Raw genomic sequence first — 17,199 nt, forward strand, 5'->3', positions numbered from 1 at the left:
CGGCCGAGATCGCCGAGGCGCCGATGTTGCCCGCCGTGCTGACGCCGCTGGTGACGACGCCACCGGCGACATTGGCCGCCTGGGTGGCGGCGCTGACGACGCCGGGGTTGGTGACGAAGGCCTGCGCCGCGGCGACCGCGGTGCTGAGCGGGTCGCCGCCGAAGTCGCCCTCGGCGGCGGTGCCCGCGCCGTTGGCGATGGTCGGCGGCATGGAGAACTCGCCGGGCGTGGTGACGGTGGCCGTGGTGGCGGCCTCGTAGGTCTCCATCACCAGCGCGGCGCGGATGTCCATGGCGTGACGGGCGACCTCGGCCGCCTCGAACGCGCCGGACACGACGCCGGGCGGGTTGGCCGAGGCGGCGACCGCGGTATTGGTCGCGGCGATCTCGGGCAGGCTCGGCATCGCGAGCGAGGCCACGGTGTAGGCGGTGGCGTTGGCGGTGGCCTTGACCCCCATGGCCGCGGCCATGATGCCCTGCTGACCCGCCCAGGCGCCGAACGGCGCGAGCTTGGCGAGCACGGCGAGGCCGTTGACACCCTGCAGGCCGACGCCGACCTCGGCGATCACGCGGGTGATGGTGAAGGCGGCGTCACCCCACGCCGCGGCCAGCGTGCCCCACGAGGTGGCGGCGGCGGAGATCGGAACGGCGTGTGCGCCCGCGTTGAGCGTGGTCGAGTTGACTTCTGCCATGCGCGGCAGCCAGAAGACCCCGGTGATCCCTGCGGTCATGCTTGTTTCTCCCCTGAATGAATGATCGGCGACGGATCGGGTACGACTAGATCTGGATCGCGGTGATCGCCGCGCCCTGGGCGATGTCCTCGCCGATGTTGGTGACCAGCTGCGAGCGCAGGGTCGCGGCCGCGTGGTGCAGCTCGAGGATGCCCTGGGCGACAGAGCTGTCGTGGGTGGCGGCGGCGCGGTTGAAGTGCGAGGCCGCGAGCAGCGACACCTCTTCGGCGCCGGACGGGAGCACATGGGTGGTTGGCCCGGCGAGGCCGGCGGCCACGGCGAGGCGCTCGGCGAGCAGATCCAGCTCGGCGGCAGCGGCGAGGACGATTTCAGGTGTGACGAGAACGTGTCCGACCATGACCCGACTCCTTCTGGTGGCGACTATCGGGAACCACGAGAATTCCCCCTACGAGTGATAGGACGCGAGAGCGGGTCGTTCGGTTCCATCGATTCCCCACCCAGTTTCGCTAGCCCCATCCCAGCTCATGCAACCGGTCGTCGTCAATCCCGAAATAGTGTGCTATTTCATGGATCACGGTGATCGCTACTTCCTCGACCACCTCGTCGGCGGTAGTGCAGATGTCGAGAATAGCCTCTCGATAGATGGTCACGGTATCCGGCAGCGAACCCGCGTAGTAGCTGTCGCGCTCGGTGAGCGCGATGCCGTGATACAGCCCGAGCAGCGAGGGTTCCTCGTCGTTTCTGGCCTCGACCAGCACCACGACATTGTCGATCGCCTCGGCCAGCTCGGGCGGGATCAGGTCGAGCGCGTCGCTCACCAGCTCCTCGAACCGCTCCGGCGACATCCGTTCCGACACGGTCACCGTGGTTGTGGCTGCGGGGGCAGCGGCGCGGCGCCGGGCAGCGGGGCAGGCGTGGAGCGCCCGGTGTTCGGCGGCGGCACCGGGGCTTGACCGTCGATCAGGATCTCGCCGCGCGCCGACCCGACGATCGCCGCGAATCCCTCACGGTCGGCGCCCTTTCCGAGCCAGCAATCCAATTTGTGACTGCCCGCGAGCCAACTGGTCGGTTCCAGATAATCGAAGAACAGGGTCAGCGTCTTGTTCCGGATGGCGTCGGGGCTGCCCAGATAGTCGGTGGAGAGGCGGTTGCATTCGGACTCCACGTACTTGTCCTGATCTGCCTCCGACGGGGGACCACCGGTGAAGTTGCTCGCCAGGTCGACGGTGCCGACGATCTCGACCGAATGCGGCTGCGCGCAGTCGACAGGGTCGGTCGGCAGGTTCTGGTTGATGCCGAGGCAGGTGCCGGTGGCGTGCACCTTGGACTGATCCTGGCCGGCGACCGAGCCGGTCGCGGCCGGGCTGGCCGAGGTCGCGGCGACCTGCAGGCCACAGCGCAGGGTGCGGTCGCCGTGCTGCCAGCCCGCCGGGCTCGGCGACATCACGTTGACCATGTACCGGCCGCGCGGATCGAAGCGCCCGCCCAGATACCGCTGCACCGCGGGGACGCAGTGCTCGTCCCTGAGCTCGGTCATCCGCAGCGAATCGGGGTGCCTGGTGCCGCCGGCGAACTCCCGGCCGGGGTAGGCGGCGAGGTCGATCACCCCGGCGACCTCGAACAGGTGCTTGTCCTCGCAGTTGACCTTCACCAGGTCGCTGCGATCGGACTTGGTCCAGCTCAGGCAGTCGCCCACGCTCGCGCTGCTGAATTCCTTGTCCCGGACCACGGGCTCGGAGCCGGGCTGGTGCGCCTCGAGCCCCTTGTCGTTCTCGAAGCCGGTGACCAGCATGGTGACCATCGCCGCGATCACCGCGCCGAGGGCGCCGATCAGCAGCCCCCACCGCAGTTTGGTCGCCGACAGATGCAGCGAACTGGGGACGCGGCCACGCGACGCGGATCCCTCGGCTGGTTCCCTCTGCTCATCAGACATCGGATCCATCATGGCAGCGAGGTTCGGTCCATGCCACGACACCCGCACGCGCGACCTCATGGCACCGCACTTCCGTCCACGCCTCGCCCTGCTCGCCCGACCTCGAGGAGGGCAGGCCGCGCCGCGGCCGTCGCGGCCGTCCCGCCGGTCAGGCGCCGTTGCGTAGGCGACGAAGGAGCAAGCAACGGTGCCTGACCGGCGGGACNCGCAGTGGCCGGTTCGCGGCCGTCCCGCCGGTCAGGCGCCGTTGCGTAGGCGACGAAGGAGCAAGCAACGGTGCCTGACCGGCGGGACCCAAGGGCCGCGACCTCGAGCGCGCCAGCGCTCCAAGAACTCAGCCGCGCAGGGCGGAGGCGAAGATGCCGGGCAGGCGGGTCTTCTTGCCGTCGCCGTAGAAATCGGTGAGCTTGCGACCGGTGCCGGTGCCGGTCTTGTTGCTGACGAACCACGGCGGCTTGGGGCTCAGGGTGAATTCGCCGTGCAGCAGCGCGCGCGGCGCGGGCCGGAACGGGCCGCGGACCACGGTGCGCTCCACATCGTCGAGCAGGAAGGCGTTGTGTACGACGCCGATGCCGCTCTGGATGTCGTCGAGGGTGTGGCCGGGGAACGCGCCCCAGCTCGCGCGCGGGGTGAGGAAGGCCAGGCCGGTCCAGGCGTTGAGCGCGACGGTGCCGTAGCGCAGATCCTCGATCGCGGTGTCGAGCGCGCCGCCGAGCTCCTTGATCGATGCCGGGTGCGCGATGATGTTGGCGCCGAGGGTGCCCATCAGCTCGTCGTTGGCGAAATCGACCGCGTTGCGGAGGAATTCGGTGCCGCTGCCGGGCAACTCGACCACCCCGAGGACGGGGGAGAAGTACTCGGTGCGCAGCAGCGGGGTGTCGCTCGCGGGCAGGTTCTCGACCAGCACGCGGCCGTTGGCCCGCTCCGAACCGGGGTACGCCGACAGCGCGCCCTCGACCCGGCCGTCGCTGCCGGGGTAGTACGCGGGCCGGGCGGGCGCGTTGTCGATCGCCGTGCGCAGTTCGGTGAGGAAGGCGTCCTTGAGCGGCCAGTCGGCGCTGAGGACCACGGTCTGGGCGGCGACGCAGTTGTAGCCGCCGTTGTGCAGCCGCTGGGTCGCCACGTGCTCGGCCTGGAACTTCAGGTCGGCGGCCGACCAGTCGCCCGGCACGACGATGCACGGCGCGACCCCACCGAGTTCGCTGGTGATCGGCTTGTCCAGCGCGGGGGCACCGGTCTTCTTGCGCTCGATGCCCGCCTCGCCGGGGCCCCACACGATCGCGTCGTGCGTGGGCGCGCCGCCGGTCATGTGCACGTGCGCGACCTGCGGATGGGTCACCAGGTAGCCGCCCTCGGGCGCGCCACCGGTGAGGATGCGGACCACGCCGAGCTCGATGAACGGCGCGAAGATCGCCTGGAACACCGGCAGCAGCGGATCGGTGATCGGGTTGAGCTTGAGCGCGACCACCCGGTTGTTGGCGTAGAGCTCGTAGAGGGTGTCCAGCGGCGCGATCGACATGATGTTGCCCGCGCCGAGCACCGCGCCGACACCGCCGGTCGCGGCCGGGTCGAGCTGGGCCAGCCCGGCCTTGCGCCGTGCGGTGGCCGCGTCGACTCCGGGGCGTAGCCAGACATCGGCGCTGAAGCCGCTGAGCAGCAGTTTGTCGTAGACACCGTGCGGCAGCGCGGGCACCGAGACCCGTCCGCCGGGGGCGGTGCCGAGCTCGACACCGGCGAGCGGGCTCACCCCACGCTCGAGCGCGCCGACCGTTTCGGCCAGCGCCTGCGCGCCCGCCAGCATCGTCATCGGTCCCGACATCCACTCCTCGCCGACGAGCGGGCTGTCGGCGGCCAGCTGCTTGATGGTGCGGGCCGCCGCGACCCAGGCCTCGGCGTTGGCGGCGGTGCGCGTATGGAGTTCCTCGAGCAGCTCGCGGCGACGGCGCAGGTCGGTCGCGGCCCAGGTCTTTTCCCCCTGCGTGAGATCAGCGAGCGCGTTATCGATGACGGCGGTGTCGAAAGTAGTACTCACACCGCAACTATGCTCCTGTTCGGCCCGGAAGGCATAGGCCGCGGGATAAAGAGTTGAGTAAACTACTAGGCTGTTTTCTCATGATCGACCTCCGATTCCTGCGCGAGAACCCGGAAGCCGTCCGAGCCTCGCAGCGGGCCCGCGGTGAGGACCCCGCACTCGTCGACGCCCTGCTCGAAGCCGACGCCGCGCGCCGGGCCGCCGTGGCCACCGCCGACACCCTGCGGGCCGAGCACAAGGCGATGGGCAAGGTCATCGGCAAGGCGAGCAAGGACGAGCGCCCCGCGCTGCTGGCCGCCGCGACCGACATGTCCGCCAAGGTCAAGGAAGCCGAGGTCGCCCAGAACGCGGCCGACGCCGACCTCGACGCCGCGCACCGCGCCATCTCCAACGTGGTGCAGGACGGCGCGCCCGCGGGCGGCGAGGACGACTACATCGTTCTCGAAACCGTCGGTACCCCACCGGAGTTCGACTTCGAGCCGAAGGATCACCTGGAGCTCGGCGAGTCGCTCGGCCTGATCGACATGGAGCGCGGCGCCAAGGTGTCGGGCTCGCGGTTCTACTTCCTCACCGGCGCCGGCGCGCTGTTGCAGCTGGGTCTGCTGCAGCTGGCCGCGCAGAAGGCCGTCGCCAACGGCTTCACCATGATGATCCCGCCGGTGCTGGTGCGCCCCGAGATCATGGCCGGTACCGGCTTCCTCGGTCAGCATTCGGCGGAGGTCTACCACCTGGCCGACGACGATCTGTACCTCGTCGGCACCTCGGAGGTGCCGCTGGCCGGCTACCACGCCGAGGAGATCCTGGACCTGAGCCAGGGCCCGAAGCGCTACGCCGGCTGGTCGTCGTGTTTCCGCCGCGAGGCGGGCAGCTACGGCAAGGACACGCGGGGCATCATCCGCGTGCACCAGTTCGACAAGGTGGAGATGTTCGTCTACACCACCCCCGAGCAGGCCGATGCCGAGCATCAGCGGCTGCTCGCGTGGGAGCGCGAGATGCTGGCCGCGATCGATGTGCCCTACCGGGTCATCGATGTGGCCGCGGGCGATCTGGGCAGCTCGGCGGCGCGCAAGTTCGACTGCGAGGCCTGGGTGCCCACCCAGCAGACCTACCGCGAGCTCACCTCGACCTCGAACTGCACCACCTTCCAGGCCCGCAGGCTCTCGGTCCGCTACCGCGACGAGAACGGAAAAGCGCAGGTCGCGGCCACGCTGAACGGCACGCTGGCGACCACGCGGTGGATCGTGGCGATCCTGGAGAACCACCAGCAGGCCGACGGTTCGGTGCGGGTGCCCGCGGCGCTGGTGCCCTTCGTCGGCACCGAAGTGCTCGAACCGTAGAGTCCTTCACTGTTTGCTGAAGTCCCATTTGGTGGATGTGGCAAACGCCCTGACCGAACAACATCTAGGCTGGTGCACGTGCGAGGAATCGGGGCGCGCGGCGATACCCGAACCCGGGTGCGGGCGGCATCGGCGTTGGCGACGGCAAAGGTCATGGCCAGGACAACGGGGGCGTTCTACGTCCTCGGTGGTGTCCTCGGCCTGACGATCACTGCCATCGCACCGGGTGACGACGGTAGTCGGCTGCTGGTCGGGACGGCGGCGGCGGTCGCGCTGGTGCTCGGTCTGACATTGCTGGCGTGGGGTCCGCGGATGCCGCATTCCCTGCACCACCTCTACCTGGCCACCGCGACCGTCCTGGTGACGATCGCGGTGCACTCCTTCCCGAACCTGGTCGGCGGCATCACGCTGGCCTCGTTCTACGTCTTCGTCGCCTGCGACGCCGCGCTGTTCTTCGCGTGGCCGCAGGCCGCCGCGCACATCGGCTTCGCGATGGCGCTGTGCCTGTGGGTGCTGCCCGACCGTGGGCTGCCGTGGTGGTCGGGCATGATCCCGGCCGGTGTCACCTTCGGCGCGGGCGTCGTCGTCGGCATTCTGACCAGGATGGCCTCCGACGCCGATATCGATGTGCTCACCGGCCTGCTGAACCGGCGTGGTTTCGAGAAGCAGCTCAACCCCGCCATCGATGCGGCGGGTCGCGGCGGTCAGGGCCTGGCCCTGGTCCTGGTCGACCTGGACCGCTTCCAGAAGATCAACGATCACCTCGGCCACCGCGCCGGGGACGCGGTGCTGCAGCGGGTCGCCGACACCTGGCTCGACTTGCTCGCCCCCGATCAGGTGCTGGCCCGCTTCGGCGGTGACGTCTTCGCGCTGCTGCTGCCCGGCACCACCGAGCAGGCCGCGATCCTGCTCACCGAGAAGCTGCGCGCCGCGGTGACCATGGGCTGTTCGGCCGGTGTCACCTCCTGGCAGCCGGGCGAGTCCGGTTCGCTGCTGATCAGCCGCGCCGACGTCGGCCTGTACCGGGCCAAGCAGGCCGGGCGCAATCGCACGGTGCTCGAGTCGTCGCGGCAGCTGCCGCTGGCGGTGGAGCTGCGCGAGGCGATCGACCGCGGCGCGCTCGACGTGCACTACCAGCCGATCGTGAGCCTGTCCGAGGACGGCGGCCAGGCCGTCGGCGTCGAGGCGCTGCTGCGCTGGTCGTCCAACGCCCAGCCGGAGGTCACCACCGAGGGACTGATCCGGGTGGCCGAGGAATACGACCTCATCTCGGACCTGGACGAGCTGGTGCTGCGCCGCGCCTGCGCCGACGCCGCCCGCCTGCAGGAGAGCTTCGCCTCGCTGGATCTGACGCTCAACGTCAACGTCTCCGGTCTGGAACTGGCCGAACCCGATTACGCCGAGCGGGTCGCGACCATCCTCAACGACACCGGCTGGCCCGCCGACCAGCTGGTCCTCGAGGTCACCGAGAGCGAGCTGGCCGCCGAATCGCAGACCGCGATCACCAATCTGCACACCCTGCGCGACCGTGGCGTGCGCATCGCCATCGACGACTTCGGCACCGGGTACTCCTCGCTGAGCCGCCTGGCCACCATCCCCAGCGACATCCTCAAGGTCGACCAGTCCTTCGTCGCCGCGATCCGCTCCGATTCCCCGGCGCCGCCCCTGCTCGGCGTGATCGCCGCGCTCAGCAAGTCGCTGGATCTGCAGGTCATCGCCGAGGGCGTGGAGACCGAATACCAGGCGGCGGTGCTCACCGAGCTCGGCTTCGCGCTGGCCCAGGGCTACCACTACAGCGACTCGCATCCGGTCTCGGAACTGATCAACGACCTCAACGACGGTCAGGGGCGGCCCGGCAGCACCGACGACGACGATTCGCTCTCGGCGAGCGGCTGGATTCCCCTCGGTTAATCGCTTGACGCCTCGCCCGCGCGCGGCGAACCATGGACGCATGCGAATGCTCATCTACCGCTGTTGATCTTCGGAGCTCTACCGGCGCGTCGCGGCGGTGGTGGCGCGTTTGACCAGTGAGCCGGTCGGCGTGCGTGGTGTCGCGGTTCGGGCGGTCCTGTTCAAGGGCACGCGCGATCTGCTGCCGATCTATGCGCTCTACGGTGTGCTGTTCGCCGATCACGGCCTGAGCACCGCGCAGATCTCGCTGTTGCTCGCCCTCTGGTCGGTCACCGCGTTCGTGCTGGAGGTGCCGTCGGGCGCGTGGGCCGACACCGTCTCGCGCCGGGCGCTGCTGGTCCTGAGCTGTCTGCTGCAGGCGGCCTGTTTCGCGCTGTGGATGCTGGCCCCGTCGTTGCTCGGTTTCGCACTGGGATTCGTGATCTGGGGCGTCGCGTCGTCGCTGGAATCGGGCACGTTCGAGGCGCTGATCTACGACGATCTCGTCGCCCGCGGCGAACCGTCGGCCTATGCCTCGACCATCGGCTGGGCGCGTGGCGCCCAGGAGACCACGGTGCTGGTAGCGATCCTGGTGGCCGCCCCGCTCTTCACGCTCGGCGGCTATCCCCTGGTCGGCTGGGTCAGCGTGGCCATCGCCCTGCTGCACACCTTGACCGCGGTGGCATTGCCGAGCGCGCCGGTCGCCATCTCCGCGGCCGCCGTCGACGACCTCGACGACGAACCCCCGGCCCCCGGCCCGCACCAGGTCCCGGGTGCGGCCCCCGCACACCCACGCTCGGCCTCCCCCGGGGAAGCGGTTCGCATCGGTAAAGCAGTGGCCCGCACCGAGGATGCGCCGCCCCGCACCGAGACCGACGGTCCCGCCGACCACCGGGTCGCGCCGGACGACCCCCTCCCGGACACCACGGTTCCGGATAAGGCCCCCGCGCGGTACCTGACCATGCTGCGCACCGGCACCGCCGAGGCGTTCCGGGTTCGCCGGGTCCGGCGAGGTGTGCTGCTGGGCGCCCTGCTGTACGGCGTCACCGCCTTCGACGAATACTTCGGTCTGCTCGCCGTGTCCGGCGGCGCGTCGACCAGTGCGTCCGCGCTGCTGGTCGGCGTGACGGTGGTGGGGTCGCTCGCCGGATCATTGCTGGCCGGCCGGACCGAGCTGGTCCCGGCGCGCTGGCTCGCCGTGGCGCTGTTCGTCGCGGGCCTGCTCTTCATCGCGGGATCGCTGGCGGTGGGTGCCGCGCTCACGGTGGGGCCGGTGCTGTTGTGGGCGGGGTTCGTCGGGATCGGTGTCGCCTATGGAGTGGACTTCGCCATCGAGGTGGTGGCGGGGGCGCGGTTGCAGGCGGCCATCGCCGGCCCGGCTCGCGCGACCGTACTGTCGTTCTCCGGGCTGCTCTCGGAGATCGTGGCGTTGTTGGTGTTCGGCTTCGTCGCGGCCGCCACCCAGTGGCTGTCGATGTCGGCCACGATCGCCCTGCTCGGCACGGTGCTGCTGGTGACCGCCCTGCTCACCCCGAGCTGGTTGCCGCCGCGCGCCGAGGACTAGTCACCACCGCAGCATCGGCAGCGGTCGCGCCGGATGCCGCACGCCGTGCCGCAACGCGCTGCGCACCAGAAACCCGTGGAACCCGCGGTAGGGGTATCGCTCGACCACCGCGCGGACGAATGCCGCGTCGAGCCCGCCCCGCAGCAGACCGTGGCTGACATCGACCCGATCGGCGATCCGGAACGTCTCCACCAGCCGGTCGGTGCGCGGCCGCACCCCGTGATGGTCGAGCACCATCGTGCGCGCCAGGTCGGGTTCCGCGATCCCGAGCTCGGCGGCGAAACCGTCGACGAGCGCCGCCGACGGCGCGAGATAGTCGAACGTGCCCGCAGTCCAGATCCCGAGGTCGTGCACCGCCCAGGCGAGGGCCGCCGCGTCGGGCAGGACGCCGCCGAGCAGCGCGCAGTGATAGTTGGCGCAGCGATAGACGTGATGGCGATAGGTCGTCTCGTCCGCGCCGAGCGCCGCCCGGTGCCGTCGCAGCACCACCTCGATCACCGGATGCGACACCACCGCGACCTCTGACATCGTGGCCTCCCCTGACGATTCCGGACGACGGCTCCGGGCCGGGTCTACTGTCGAAGACTACGGCGGAGCTGGCGAAAGGACACGGTGGTCGGGCGCGACGGACTCGGGTTGGTCTTCGGATTCTGCATCGGCGCCGGTGTCGCCGTGCAGGGCCGGATCAACGGCGCACTCGGCGCCGAGCTGGGCGACGGTGTCGCGGCCGCCACCATCAGCTTCGCGACCGGTCTCGTCGCCCTCCTGATCGCGCTCGCGGTCAGTCCCCACCTGCGCGCGGGTCCGGCGCGGGTGCGAACCGCCGTGTCCGCCGGGGAGTTACGGCCGTGGCAGCTGCTCGGCGGGTTGTGTGGAGCGTTCTTCGTCGCCGGTCAGGGACTCACGATCGCCGCGATCGGCGTCACCGCGTTCACCGTCGCGGTGGTCGCGGGCCAGCTGCTCAGCAGCCTCGTGGTCGACCGGCTCGGCCTCGCCCCCGCAGGCCGCACTCCGATCACCCCGTGGCGGGTAGTCGGCGCGATCCTCGGCATCGGCGGCGTCCTCCTCGGCGCGGGCGGTCATTCCGCGTCCGCGACCGCGGTGACCGGCCTCCCCGACATTCCGGTGCTGCTCATCGCCATACCCGCGCTCGCGGGAATCGGCCTGGCCTGGCAGCAGGCCGTGAACGGCCGGGTCGGCGCCGTGGGCGGCCCGTTCTCGGCGACCCTGGTGAACTTCGCCGTCGGCCTGGTGGCCCTGTGTCTGTTCGACGTGTTCACCGTGATCACGACCGGTCTGCCGGAGCGATTCCCCACGGCCCCCTGGTTGTATCTCGGCGGCCTGATCGGCGTGGCCTTCATCGCCCTGGCCGCCTACACCGTCGGCCTGATCGGCGTCCTGCTGCTCGGCCTGACCTCCGTCGCGGGCCAGCTCATCGCCGCGCTCGTCCTCGACGCCATCGACGGAAGACTGTCCACCGCAGCCGTTCTCGGCTGCCTCGTCGTCCTCGCCGCCGTCCTCGTAGCCAGCCGCGCCCAGGCCCCGGCCGATCGCTGACGCGCAGGCAGGCGTGGGCCGCCGGTCGTGCCTCGGCCCAGACTCGACGTCGACCTGCGCCCGCGTCGTCGTCGGCACCGGTCCCGCCGTCACGACGGGCCGCCCGATCGGCGCGGGTGTTAGGTTGCTCGCGAACGAACCGGGCCGCCTGATCGAGGTGGGCTCGCCCCGCCGTGGCGGGAGTGAAATGGGGGAGTGCCGAAGTGATCGAGCCGTTGGCGCCGGGCGAGCAATCGATGATCGGCCGGTATCGGATTCGCGGTGTGCTCGGTGCGGGCGGCATGGGGCGGGTCCTGCTGGCCACGGGACCGGACGGGCGCTTCGTCGCGATCAAGCAGATCCACGCGCACCTGCTCGACGACCGCGAGTTCCGGGCCCGCTTCGAACGCGAGGTCGCCATCTCCGCCCGCGTCTCCGGCGCCTTCACCGCGGCCGTCGTCGACTTCGACACCGGCGCCGAATCCCCGTGGCTGGCCTCGGTCTTCATCGCCGGAGTCCCGCTGGACCGCGCCGTCCGCGACAACGGCCCACTGCCCGACCCGGCCCTGCGCACCCTCGCCTCCGGCCTCGCCTCGGCTCTGCACTCCATTCACGCCACCGGCCTGGTGCATCGTGATCTCAAGCCCGCCAACGTGATCCTCGCCGCCGACGGGCCGAGGGTGATCGACTTCGGCATCGCCCAGGCGGTGGGTTCCGGCCAGCTCACCGAGGTCGGCGCGGTGGTCGGCTCACCCGCGTACATGTCACCGGAACAGGCCATGAGCGAGCCGATCACCTCCGCCTGCGACGTGTTCTCCCTCGGCTCCCTGCTGTGCATGGCCGCCACCGGCCAGAGCCCCTTCGCCGCGACGTCGGCCCCGTACACCCTGTTCAACATCGTCCACAGCGAGCCACAGCTCGACCAGGTCCCCGCGTCGCTGCGCGAGCTGATCGCCGGTTGCCTGCGCAAGGACCCGCACGCCAGGCCGACGCCGGCGCAGATCCTGGACTACCTCGGGGCGCTGCCGGTGCAGTCGCGGCCCTGGCCCGCGCCGATCCACACCGCGATCGCCGAGCAGACCCGCGATCTGGTCGCACTCACCTCCGATCCCGAAGCGACACAGATTCTTCCGGCGCACCTGTCGGTCCCCCAGGCGCCTGCCACCGCGCCGCCGCCGCGGCGACGGCGCACCGCACTCCGAGTGGGACTCGCGGTGGCCGGCGCGGCGGTGCTCGTCGCCGGGCTCACCGCGATCGTTCTGCGCGGTGGCGAATCCGCGCCTCCGTCAGCGCTGCCGACGGCGACGCTGCCCGGCATCGACCAACTCCGCGGCGTCGACACCTGCGGGTGGTTGCGGCAAGCACTCGGCCCGACCTTGCCCGCGGCCGCGGCTGTGAAGGCGTCGACGGAGGTGTCGTCGTGGCGCTGGCAGCCGACGTCGAGCTGGGGCTGCGACGGTACGTCCGGAGCGGCGCGTATCGCGGTGGAAATCGGCGCCGCGACAGCCGGATTCGCGCCCGACGCGCAGGTGGTCAACGGGTACGCGCTGGCCCGCAAGGGCGAGGACTGCGCGTTTGCGATCGAGGGCGGAGCCGAGGGGCAGCGCTGGGGCATCACGGTCGACGCCTTCACCCGCGACGACTGCGGTCTCGCCGACCATGTCGTCGACCGGCTGACGGCCACGCTGGGCGAACGACCCACCGACCCCACCGCCCAGCGATCGTTGACCTCGGTCGATCCCTGTGCGCTGGTGGACAGCTCGGCGTTCGCGAACCTGGGCACCGGCGTCGCGAAATCCGCGCACAGCTGCGAATGGCCGGGCGCGACCACCGTGCGGATCGCCCTGTCCCAGCAACGCCAGCGGCAGACGTCGGCGGTGCAGGAGACCATCGACATCGGCGACGGTGTGCAGGTCGATAAATCCGACGAATTCTCCGCTGTCGCGTCCGAATGCCGCCGCAGCTACCGCTACCGCAAGGTGGGCCAGACCTTCGTCGAGATCGTCGAGGTGGTGGTCGCTGACCAACGGCAGCGGACGGCGCAGCTGTGTGAGATCGCCGATCCGCTGGTGAAGCAGGCGGTCAGCCGGTTGCCCGCGCAGTAGCGGCGCGGATACCCGGGTGATAGTTTCACGGCAGAGTTCGGGAGGGGTCGGCGGTCAGTTCGCCGGTCGGAGGGGAACATTCGTGCGGTACCGGTCGCGTTGTGTCGTGGCGTTGCTGTCGCTCACGCTGCTCATCGCGGCCTGTGGTGACGAGTCGGCGGCACTGGATCACGGTGGCTACGCGCTGGAGCCGATTCCGGGCGACTTCGACGACGCGCCGAGTCGCGTGCGTGGATCGCTGGTGGAATCGGTGCGCATCGGGGAGCGGCTGCTGTTCGCCGACCGGGTCGACCCGGACCTGGTCGAGGGTGACGGCGGCGGTGTGGTCGTCGGGGTGCGCGGCGTCGACGAGCTGCTCTCGGGCGTGCAGCAAACGGCCCTGCAACCCTTCGATGTCCAGGCCGGTTTCGGGGCGATCGGCAGCAACGGCCGCTCCGACAACGAACAGCAGCACAAGCTGCTCTCGATCACGATCCTGTCGTTGCCCGATGCCGAGCAGGCCGGTGCCGCGGCGCAGGCGATGGCGGCGGCGGACTTCGGCGCCAACACCGAGAACGCGCCGTTGCCGCTGCCCGATTATCCGGCGGCTCTGAGTCATTGGCGGCCGGGTGTGCCCACGGTCGGTAGCTGGCTGGTGTGGAAGAACCTGGTGATCCGGCTCTACGCGAAGGTCGTCGACCCGCGTCCGGAAGTGCTGACCGATCTGCTCACCCGCACCTATCGGGCCCAGCTGGCCGAGCTCGACACCTTCGTCCCGACACCGGCCGCCGACCTGGCGGCGTTGAAACTCGACAGCGAGCATCTGCTCACCCGGGTCGTGAAGACCGGCGAATACTGGCCGGATCGGTGGGATTTCCTCGTCTACGGCCCGCGGACCTATGCGCTGCTGCTGGACAAGCCGTCGGCTCGGCTGCGGGAGTTCGAGCAGAGCAAGATCGACGCGGTCGCGGTGTCGTACAACAAGTTCCTGCATCGCGCGAGCGACGAGCAGACCGCGCGGACCTACGCCGAGGCCGAGGAGAGACTGCTGCTGTCGGCGGATTTCACGGCCATGTCGGAGGTCCCCGGGCCCGATGGTGTCTCGTGCTATCGCGCGTCGCGGCCGAATACCGAGGTGAGCGCCGCCCGCCGCTTCGCGTGTCTGGTGCGGCGCGACGAATTCGTGGTGCGCGTGTACAGCAATCAGGAAACCGATGTCCGGCAACTCGCGGTCGCGCAGTACGCGTTGCTGAGCGGATCCCGGTGAGACGGGAGGCGAGGCGATGAAACCGCTGGGTCCACACGATCCGGGCCAACTGGGCCGCAACCGTCTGCTGGCGGTGATCGGCAACGGCGGGATGGGCCAGGTGCTGCTGGGACAGAGTCCCGACGGCCGACTGGTCGCCGTGAAGCGGATCCACCGGCAGTTCACCGGCAGCCCTGAGTTCCGGGCCAGATTCCGCCGGGAGGTGCTCGCCTCCCAGCAGGTCACCGGCGCCTACACGGCCGGCGTCGTCGACCATGACGCCGAGTCCGAAACGCCCTGGTTGGCATCGGAATACATTGCGGGTCCGTCCCTGCAGGAGATGGTCGGCGAGTACGGCCGCCTGACGGTGAGCGGGCTGAAATTGCTGGCGACGGGCCTGGCGATGGCGCTGCTCGAGATCCACCGCACCGGCCTGGTGCACCGTGACCTCAAGCCGAGCAACATCCTGCTGACCAACGACGGCCCACGGGTGATCGACTTCGGCATCGCCAGGGCGCTGGAGGACGACGTCACGCTCACCGCGACCGGCGCGGTGCTCGGCTCGCCCGCCTATATGTCGCCGGAGCAAGCCGAGTGTCGCACGCTCACCGCGGCGTCGGACGTGTTCGCGCTAGGTGCCGTGCTGGCGATGGCGGCCACCGGCGTCGGCCCGTTCGACGCCGCGTCGACGCCGCAGGTGCTCTACAACGTGCTCTACGGCTCGCCGGACACCACCAGCATCCCGCAGCCGATCCGCGCGCTGGTCGACGCGTGTCTGGCGAAGGACCCGGCGCAGCGCCCCACGCCGGAGCAGGTGCTCGACGCGGCGAGCCGGATCGAGGCCGAGCCCGTCTGGCCGGTCCGGATTCGCCGACGGATCGCGGAATACCAGGCCGAGGCGGCGAGCTGGGCCGACGGCACGGCCAGGGTCGCGCCGGAGCCCGCCGAGCGGCCGAAGCGAGCATGGTCGCGCATCGTCGTGGCCGCCGGGGTGGTCGCGGCGCTGGTACTGAGCGCTACCGCCCTCTGGGGCATCGGTGTGGAGGGCAACGCGGTGGCGATGGACGACCCGCCGCTCGCGCTGACCGTCGACGAGAGCCGCGGGCTCGATCTCTGCGCGCTGGTGATGCCGTCGGTGCTCGGTGAACTCGGCACGGCGACAGGTGAAGTCGCGCCGAACGGGGTGCACTCGTGCAGCATCTCCTATCGAGATCAGTCCGGGCGCAAGGTGCAATTCACGCTCGAGAACGGCACCCCGGTCGAACAGGTCAAGGGCGGCAGGACCGCGATGGGCAGCACCATCAATTGGATGCCGGTGCTTGGCCGGAACAAGGAAGCCCGCAATTGCGACCGCTCGGTCGTGGCGCAGAGCGGGTTGCCGATGGCGCTGACATTGAGCGCGCAGACCTTCGAGGGCGGCGACACCTGTCCGGCGGTCGAGCGCGGACTCGGCGCGGTGGTGCGCCGGCTGGCGGTCAACCCACCGCTGCGCGCGCTGCCCGCGGACTCGGTGCTGCGGCTGGATCCCTGCGCGCTGCTGGATTCTCCCGCCCTCAGCTCGGTGACCGGTGATCCGGCCCGCAGCCGTACCGTGCACGGCTGCGTGGCCGATGGGCGGGAAGGGTATGTCGCGCTCGACCTCGACGATCGCCTGCGACCGGATCACGTGGTCGGTGGCAAGGTCCGGCCCACCAGGACGATCGAGGGGCGCACGGTGAACGTTCGCACGGAGAACGTCAATTTCTGCGAGCTGGCCTTCATGACCAGGCCGAGCCGGGACGATCAGGCGGAGCAGGTGCGCATCATGTACTCCGCGTACAAGCCGCAAGCGTTGAGCCCGTGCGACGCCGCGGCCACCCTGTTCGCACCCGTACTCACGAAGTTGCCCACCTCATGACGATTCACCCCCGCGGTCCCGGCGAACCGGACACCATCGGCCGCTACCGCGTCATCGGCGCGCTCGATGCGGAAGTGGGTTTCCGCTCGCTGCTCGCGACCGGTCCCGACGATTCCCTCGTCGTCGTGCGGCAGGCCGAGGCCGAACTGCTCGACGAGCCCGAGTTCCGGATCAGGCTGCGGCACAGCGCGGTCGCCGCGATGCGGGTCTCGGGTGCCGCCAACACGACGGTGATCGATGTCGACGCCGATGCCGACAAGCCGTGGCTCGCTTCGGTGTTCGTGCCGGGGGTGCGGCTCGACCGCGCGGTCGCCGAACACGGCCCGCTGCCGGTGCCCGCCGTCCGCGCGCTCGCCGCGGCCCTGGCCTCGGCATTGCGGACCGTGCACGCCGCAGGCCTCGTGCATCAGCGGCTCCGGGCCGACTCGGTGTTGCTCGCACGCGACAGCGGTCGGCTCGGCGAGATCGGCATCACGCCGGTCGCCGGACCGCCGACGACCGGCAGCGTGACCGCTCTCGGCACCCCGGACTACCTCGCGCCCGAGCAGGCTCTCGGGTTGGCGATCACCCCGGCCGCCGACATGTTCGCCCTCGGCTCGGTGCTCGCCTTCGCGGCCTCCGGCCGCGCGCCGTTCACCGCGCCGTCGGTGCCCTACATCCTGTTCAACATCGCGCAGCGCGAGCCCGACCTGAGCGGGGTGCCCGAACCGCTGTACGAACTGATCGCCGCGTGCCTGCGCAAGGATCCGGCGGCCCGGCCGACGCCGGGCCAGATGCTGGAGTACCTCGGTGGTCCGCCCTCGGCGCCCGCGCCGTGGCCCGCGCCGGTGCTCGACGACATCGGCCGCCAACAGGACCAGGTGTCCGCCCTGCTCGCCGCGTTGCCGCCGGTCGTCGCGCCGGTGGCCCCACCGGCGCGGCCGTTGCCCGAAGTCCTCGCCGGTTTCGGGCAACGCGCGCTCGACACCGGCAGGCGGGTGGCGCGATCC

General features: G+C 70.6%; 14 protein-coding genes. 8 read left to right on the forward strand and 6 right to left on the reverse strand.

Annotated elements, in window-relative coordinates:
- The 5 genes from V8688_RS26625 to V8688_RS26645 all read right to left on the reverse strand — a co-directional run.
- Positions 1-730 (reverse strand): PPE domain-containing protein (locus tag V8688_RS26625; RefSeq protein ID WP_342801938.1); only part of this gene is annotated, 730 nt, incomplete at its 3' end.
- Between the two features lie 46 nt (positions 731-776).
- Entirely contained in the window at positions 777-1,088 is a 312-nt protein-coding gene (locus V8688_RS26630) for a PE family protein (protein WP_218717458.1), read from the reverse strand.
- A 109-nt stretch (positions 1,089-1,197) separates the two neighbouring features.
- Positions 1,198-1,548, reverse strand: coding sequence for a metallopeptidase family protein (locus tag V8688_RS26635; protein WP_218717490.1), 351 nt, complete (start codon positions 1,546-1,548; stop codon positions 1,198-1,200).
- Between the two features lie 2 nt (positions 1,549-1,550).
- Positions 1,551-2,624: a septum formation family protein gene (locus tag V8688_RS26640; protein ID WP_218717459.1), complete on the reverse strand. Its 1,074-nt coding sequence runs from the start codon at positions 2,622-2,624 to the stop codon at positions 1,551-1,553.
- Positions 2,625-2,958: 334 nt separating this feature from the next.
- Positions 2,959-4,656 carry an aldehyde dehydrogenase family protein gene (locus tag V8688_RS26645; protein ID WP_218717460.1) on the reverse strand — a complete coding sequence of 566 codons (1,698 nt, stop codon included), beginning with the start codon at positions 4,654-4,656 and terminating at the stop codon, positions 2,959-2,961.
- 80 nt (positions 4,657-4,736) lie between these two features.
- On the opposite strand from V8688_RS26645, the gene serS reads away from it, so the two are divergent.
- The 3 genes from serS (at position 4,737) to V8688_RS26660 (ending at position 9,447) form a co-directional block, all read left to right on the forward strand.
- Complete coding sequence (gene serS / locus V8688_RS26650; RefSeq protein WP_218717461.1) at positions 4,737-5,993, forward strand: serine--tRNA ligase; 1,257 nt, start codon at positions 4,737-4,739, stop codon at positions 5,991-5,993.
- Between the two features lie 78 nt (positions 5,994-6,071).
- The gene (locus V8688_RS26655; RefSeq protein ID WP_308248421.1) at positions 6,072-7,904 is read left to right on the forward strand and encodes a bifunctional diguanylate cyclase/phosphodiesterase; all 1,833 of its coding nucleotides are present in this window, start codon (positions 6,072-6,074) and stop codon (positions 7,902-7,904) included.
- Between the two features lie 100 nt (positions 7,905-8,004).
- Positions 8,005-9,447 carry an MFS transporter gene (locus tag V8688_RS26660; protein ID WP_342801943.1) on the forward strand — a complete coding sequence of 481 codons (1,443 nt, stop codon included), beginning with the start codon at positions 8,005-8,007 and terminating at the stop codon, positions 9,445-9,447.
- Here V8688_RS26660 and V8688_RS26665 read toward each other — a convergent pair whose 3' ends face one another.
- Complete coding sequence (locus tag V8688_RS26665; protein ID WP_218717462.1) at positions 9,448-9,975, reverse strand: hypothetical protein; 528 nt, start codon at positions 9,973-9,975, stop codon at positions 9,448-9,450.
- Positions 9,976-10,059: 84 nt separating this feature from the next.
- On the opposite strand from V8688_RS26665, the gene V8688_RS26670 reads away from it, so the two are divergent.
- The 5 genes from V8688_RS26670 to V8688_RS26690 form a co-directional block, all read left to right on the forward strand.
- Positions 10,060-11,004, forward strand: coding sequence for a DMT family transporter (locus V8688_RS26670; protein ID WP_316573123.1), 945 nt, complete (start codon positions 10,060-10,062; stop codon positions 11,002-11,004).
- A gap of 203 nt (positions 11,005-11,207) precedes the next feature.
- Positions 11,208-13,088 carry a serine/threonine-protein kinase gene (locus V8688_RS26675; RefSeq protein ID WP_342801939.1) on the forward strand — a complete coding sequence of 627 codons (1,881 nt, stop codon included), beginning with the start codon at positions 11,208-11,210 and terminating at the stop codon, positions 13,086-13,088.
- Positions 13,089-13,194: 106 nt separating this feature from the next.
- Positions 13,195-14,334 carry a hypothetical protein gene (locus V8688_RS26680; RefSeq protein ID WP_342801940.1) on the forward strand — a complete coding sequence of 380 codons (1,140 nt, stop codon included), beginning with the start codon at positions 13,195-13,197 and terminating at the stop codon, positions 14,332-14,334.
- A gap of 16 nt (positions 14,335-14,350) precedes the next feature.
- The gene (locus V8688_RS26685) at positions 14,351-16,210 is read left to right on the forward strand and encodes a serine/threonine-protein kinase (protein ID WP_342801941.1); all 1,860 of its coding nucleotides are present in this window, start codon (positions 14,351-14,353) and stop codon (positions 16,208-16,210) included.
- A partial coding sequence (locus V8688_RS26690; protein WP_342801942.1) for a protein kinase occupies positions 16,207-17,199 on the forward strand: 993 nt, incomplete at its 3' end. The genes V8688_RS26685 and V8688_RS26690, both read left to right, overlap by 4 nt.

The organism is Nocardia sp. No.11 (genome assembly GCF_038752175.1).
GTDB lineage: Bacteria > Actinomycetota > Actinomycetes > Mycobacteriales > Mycobacteriaceae > Nocardia > Nocardia canadensis.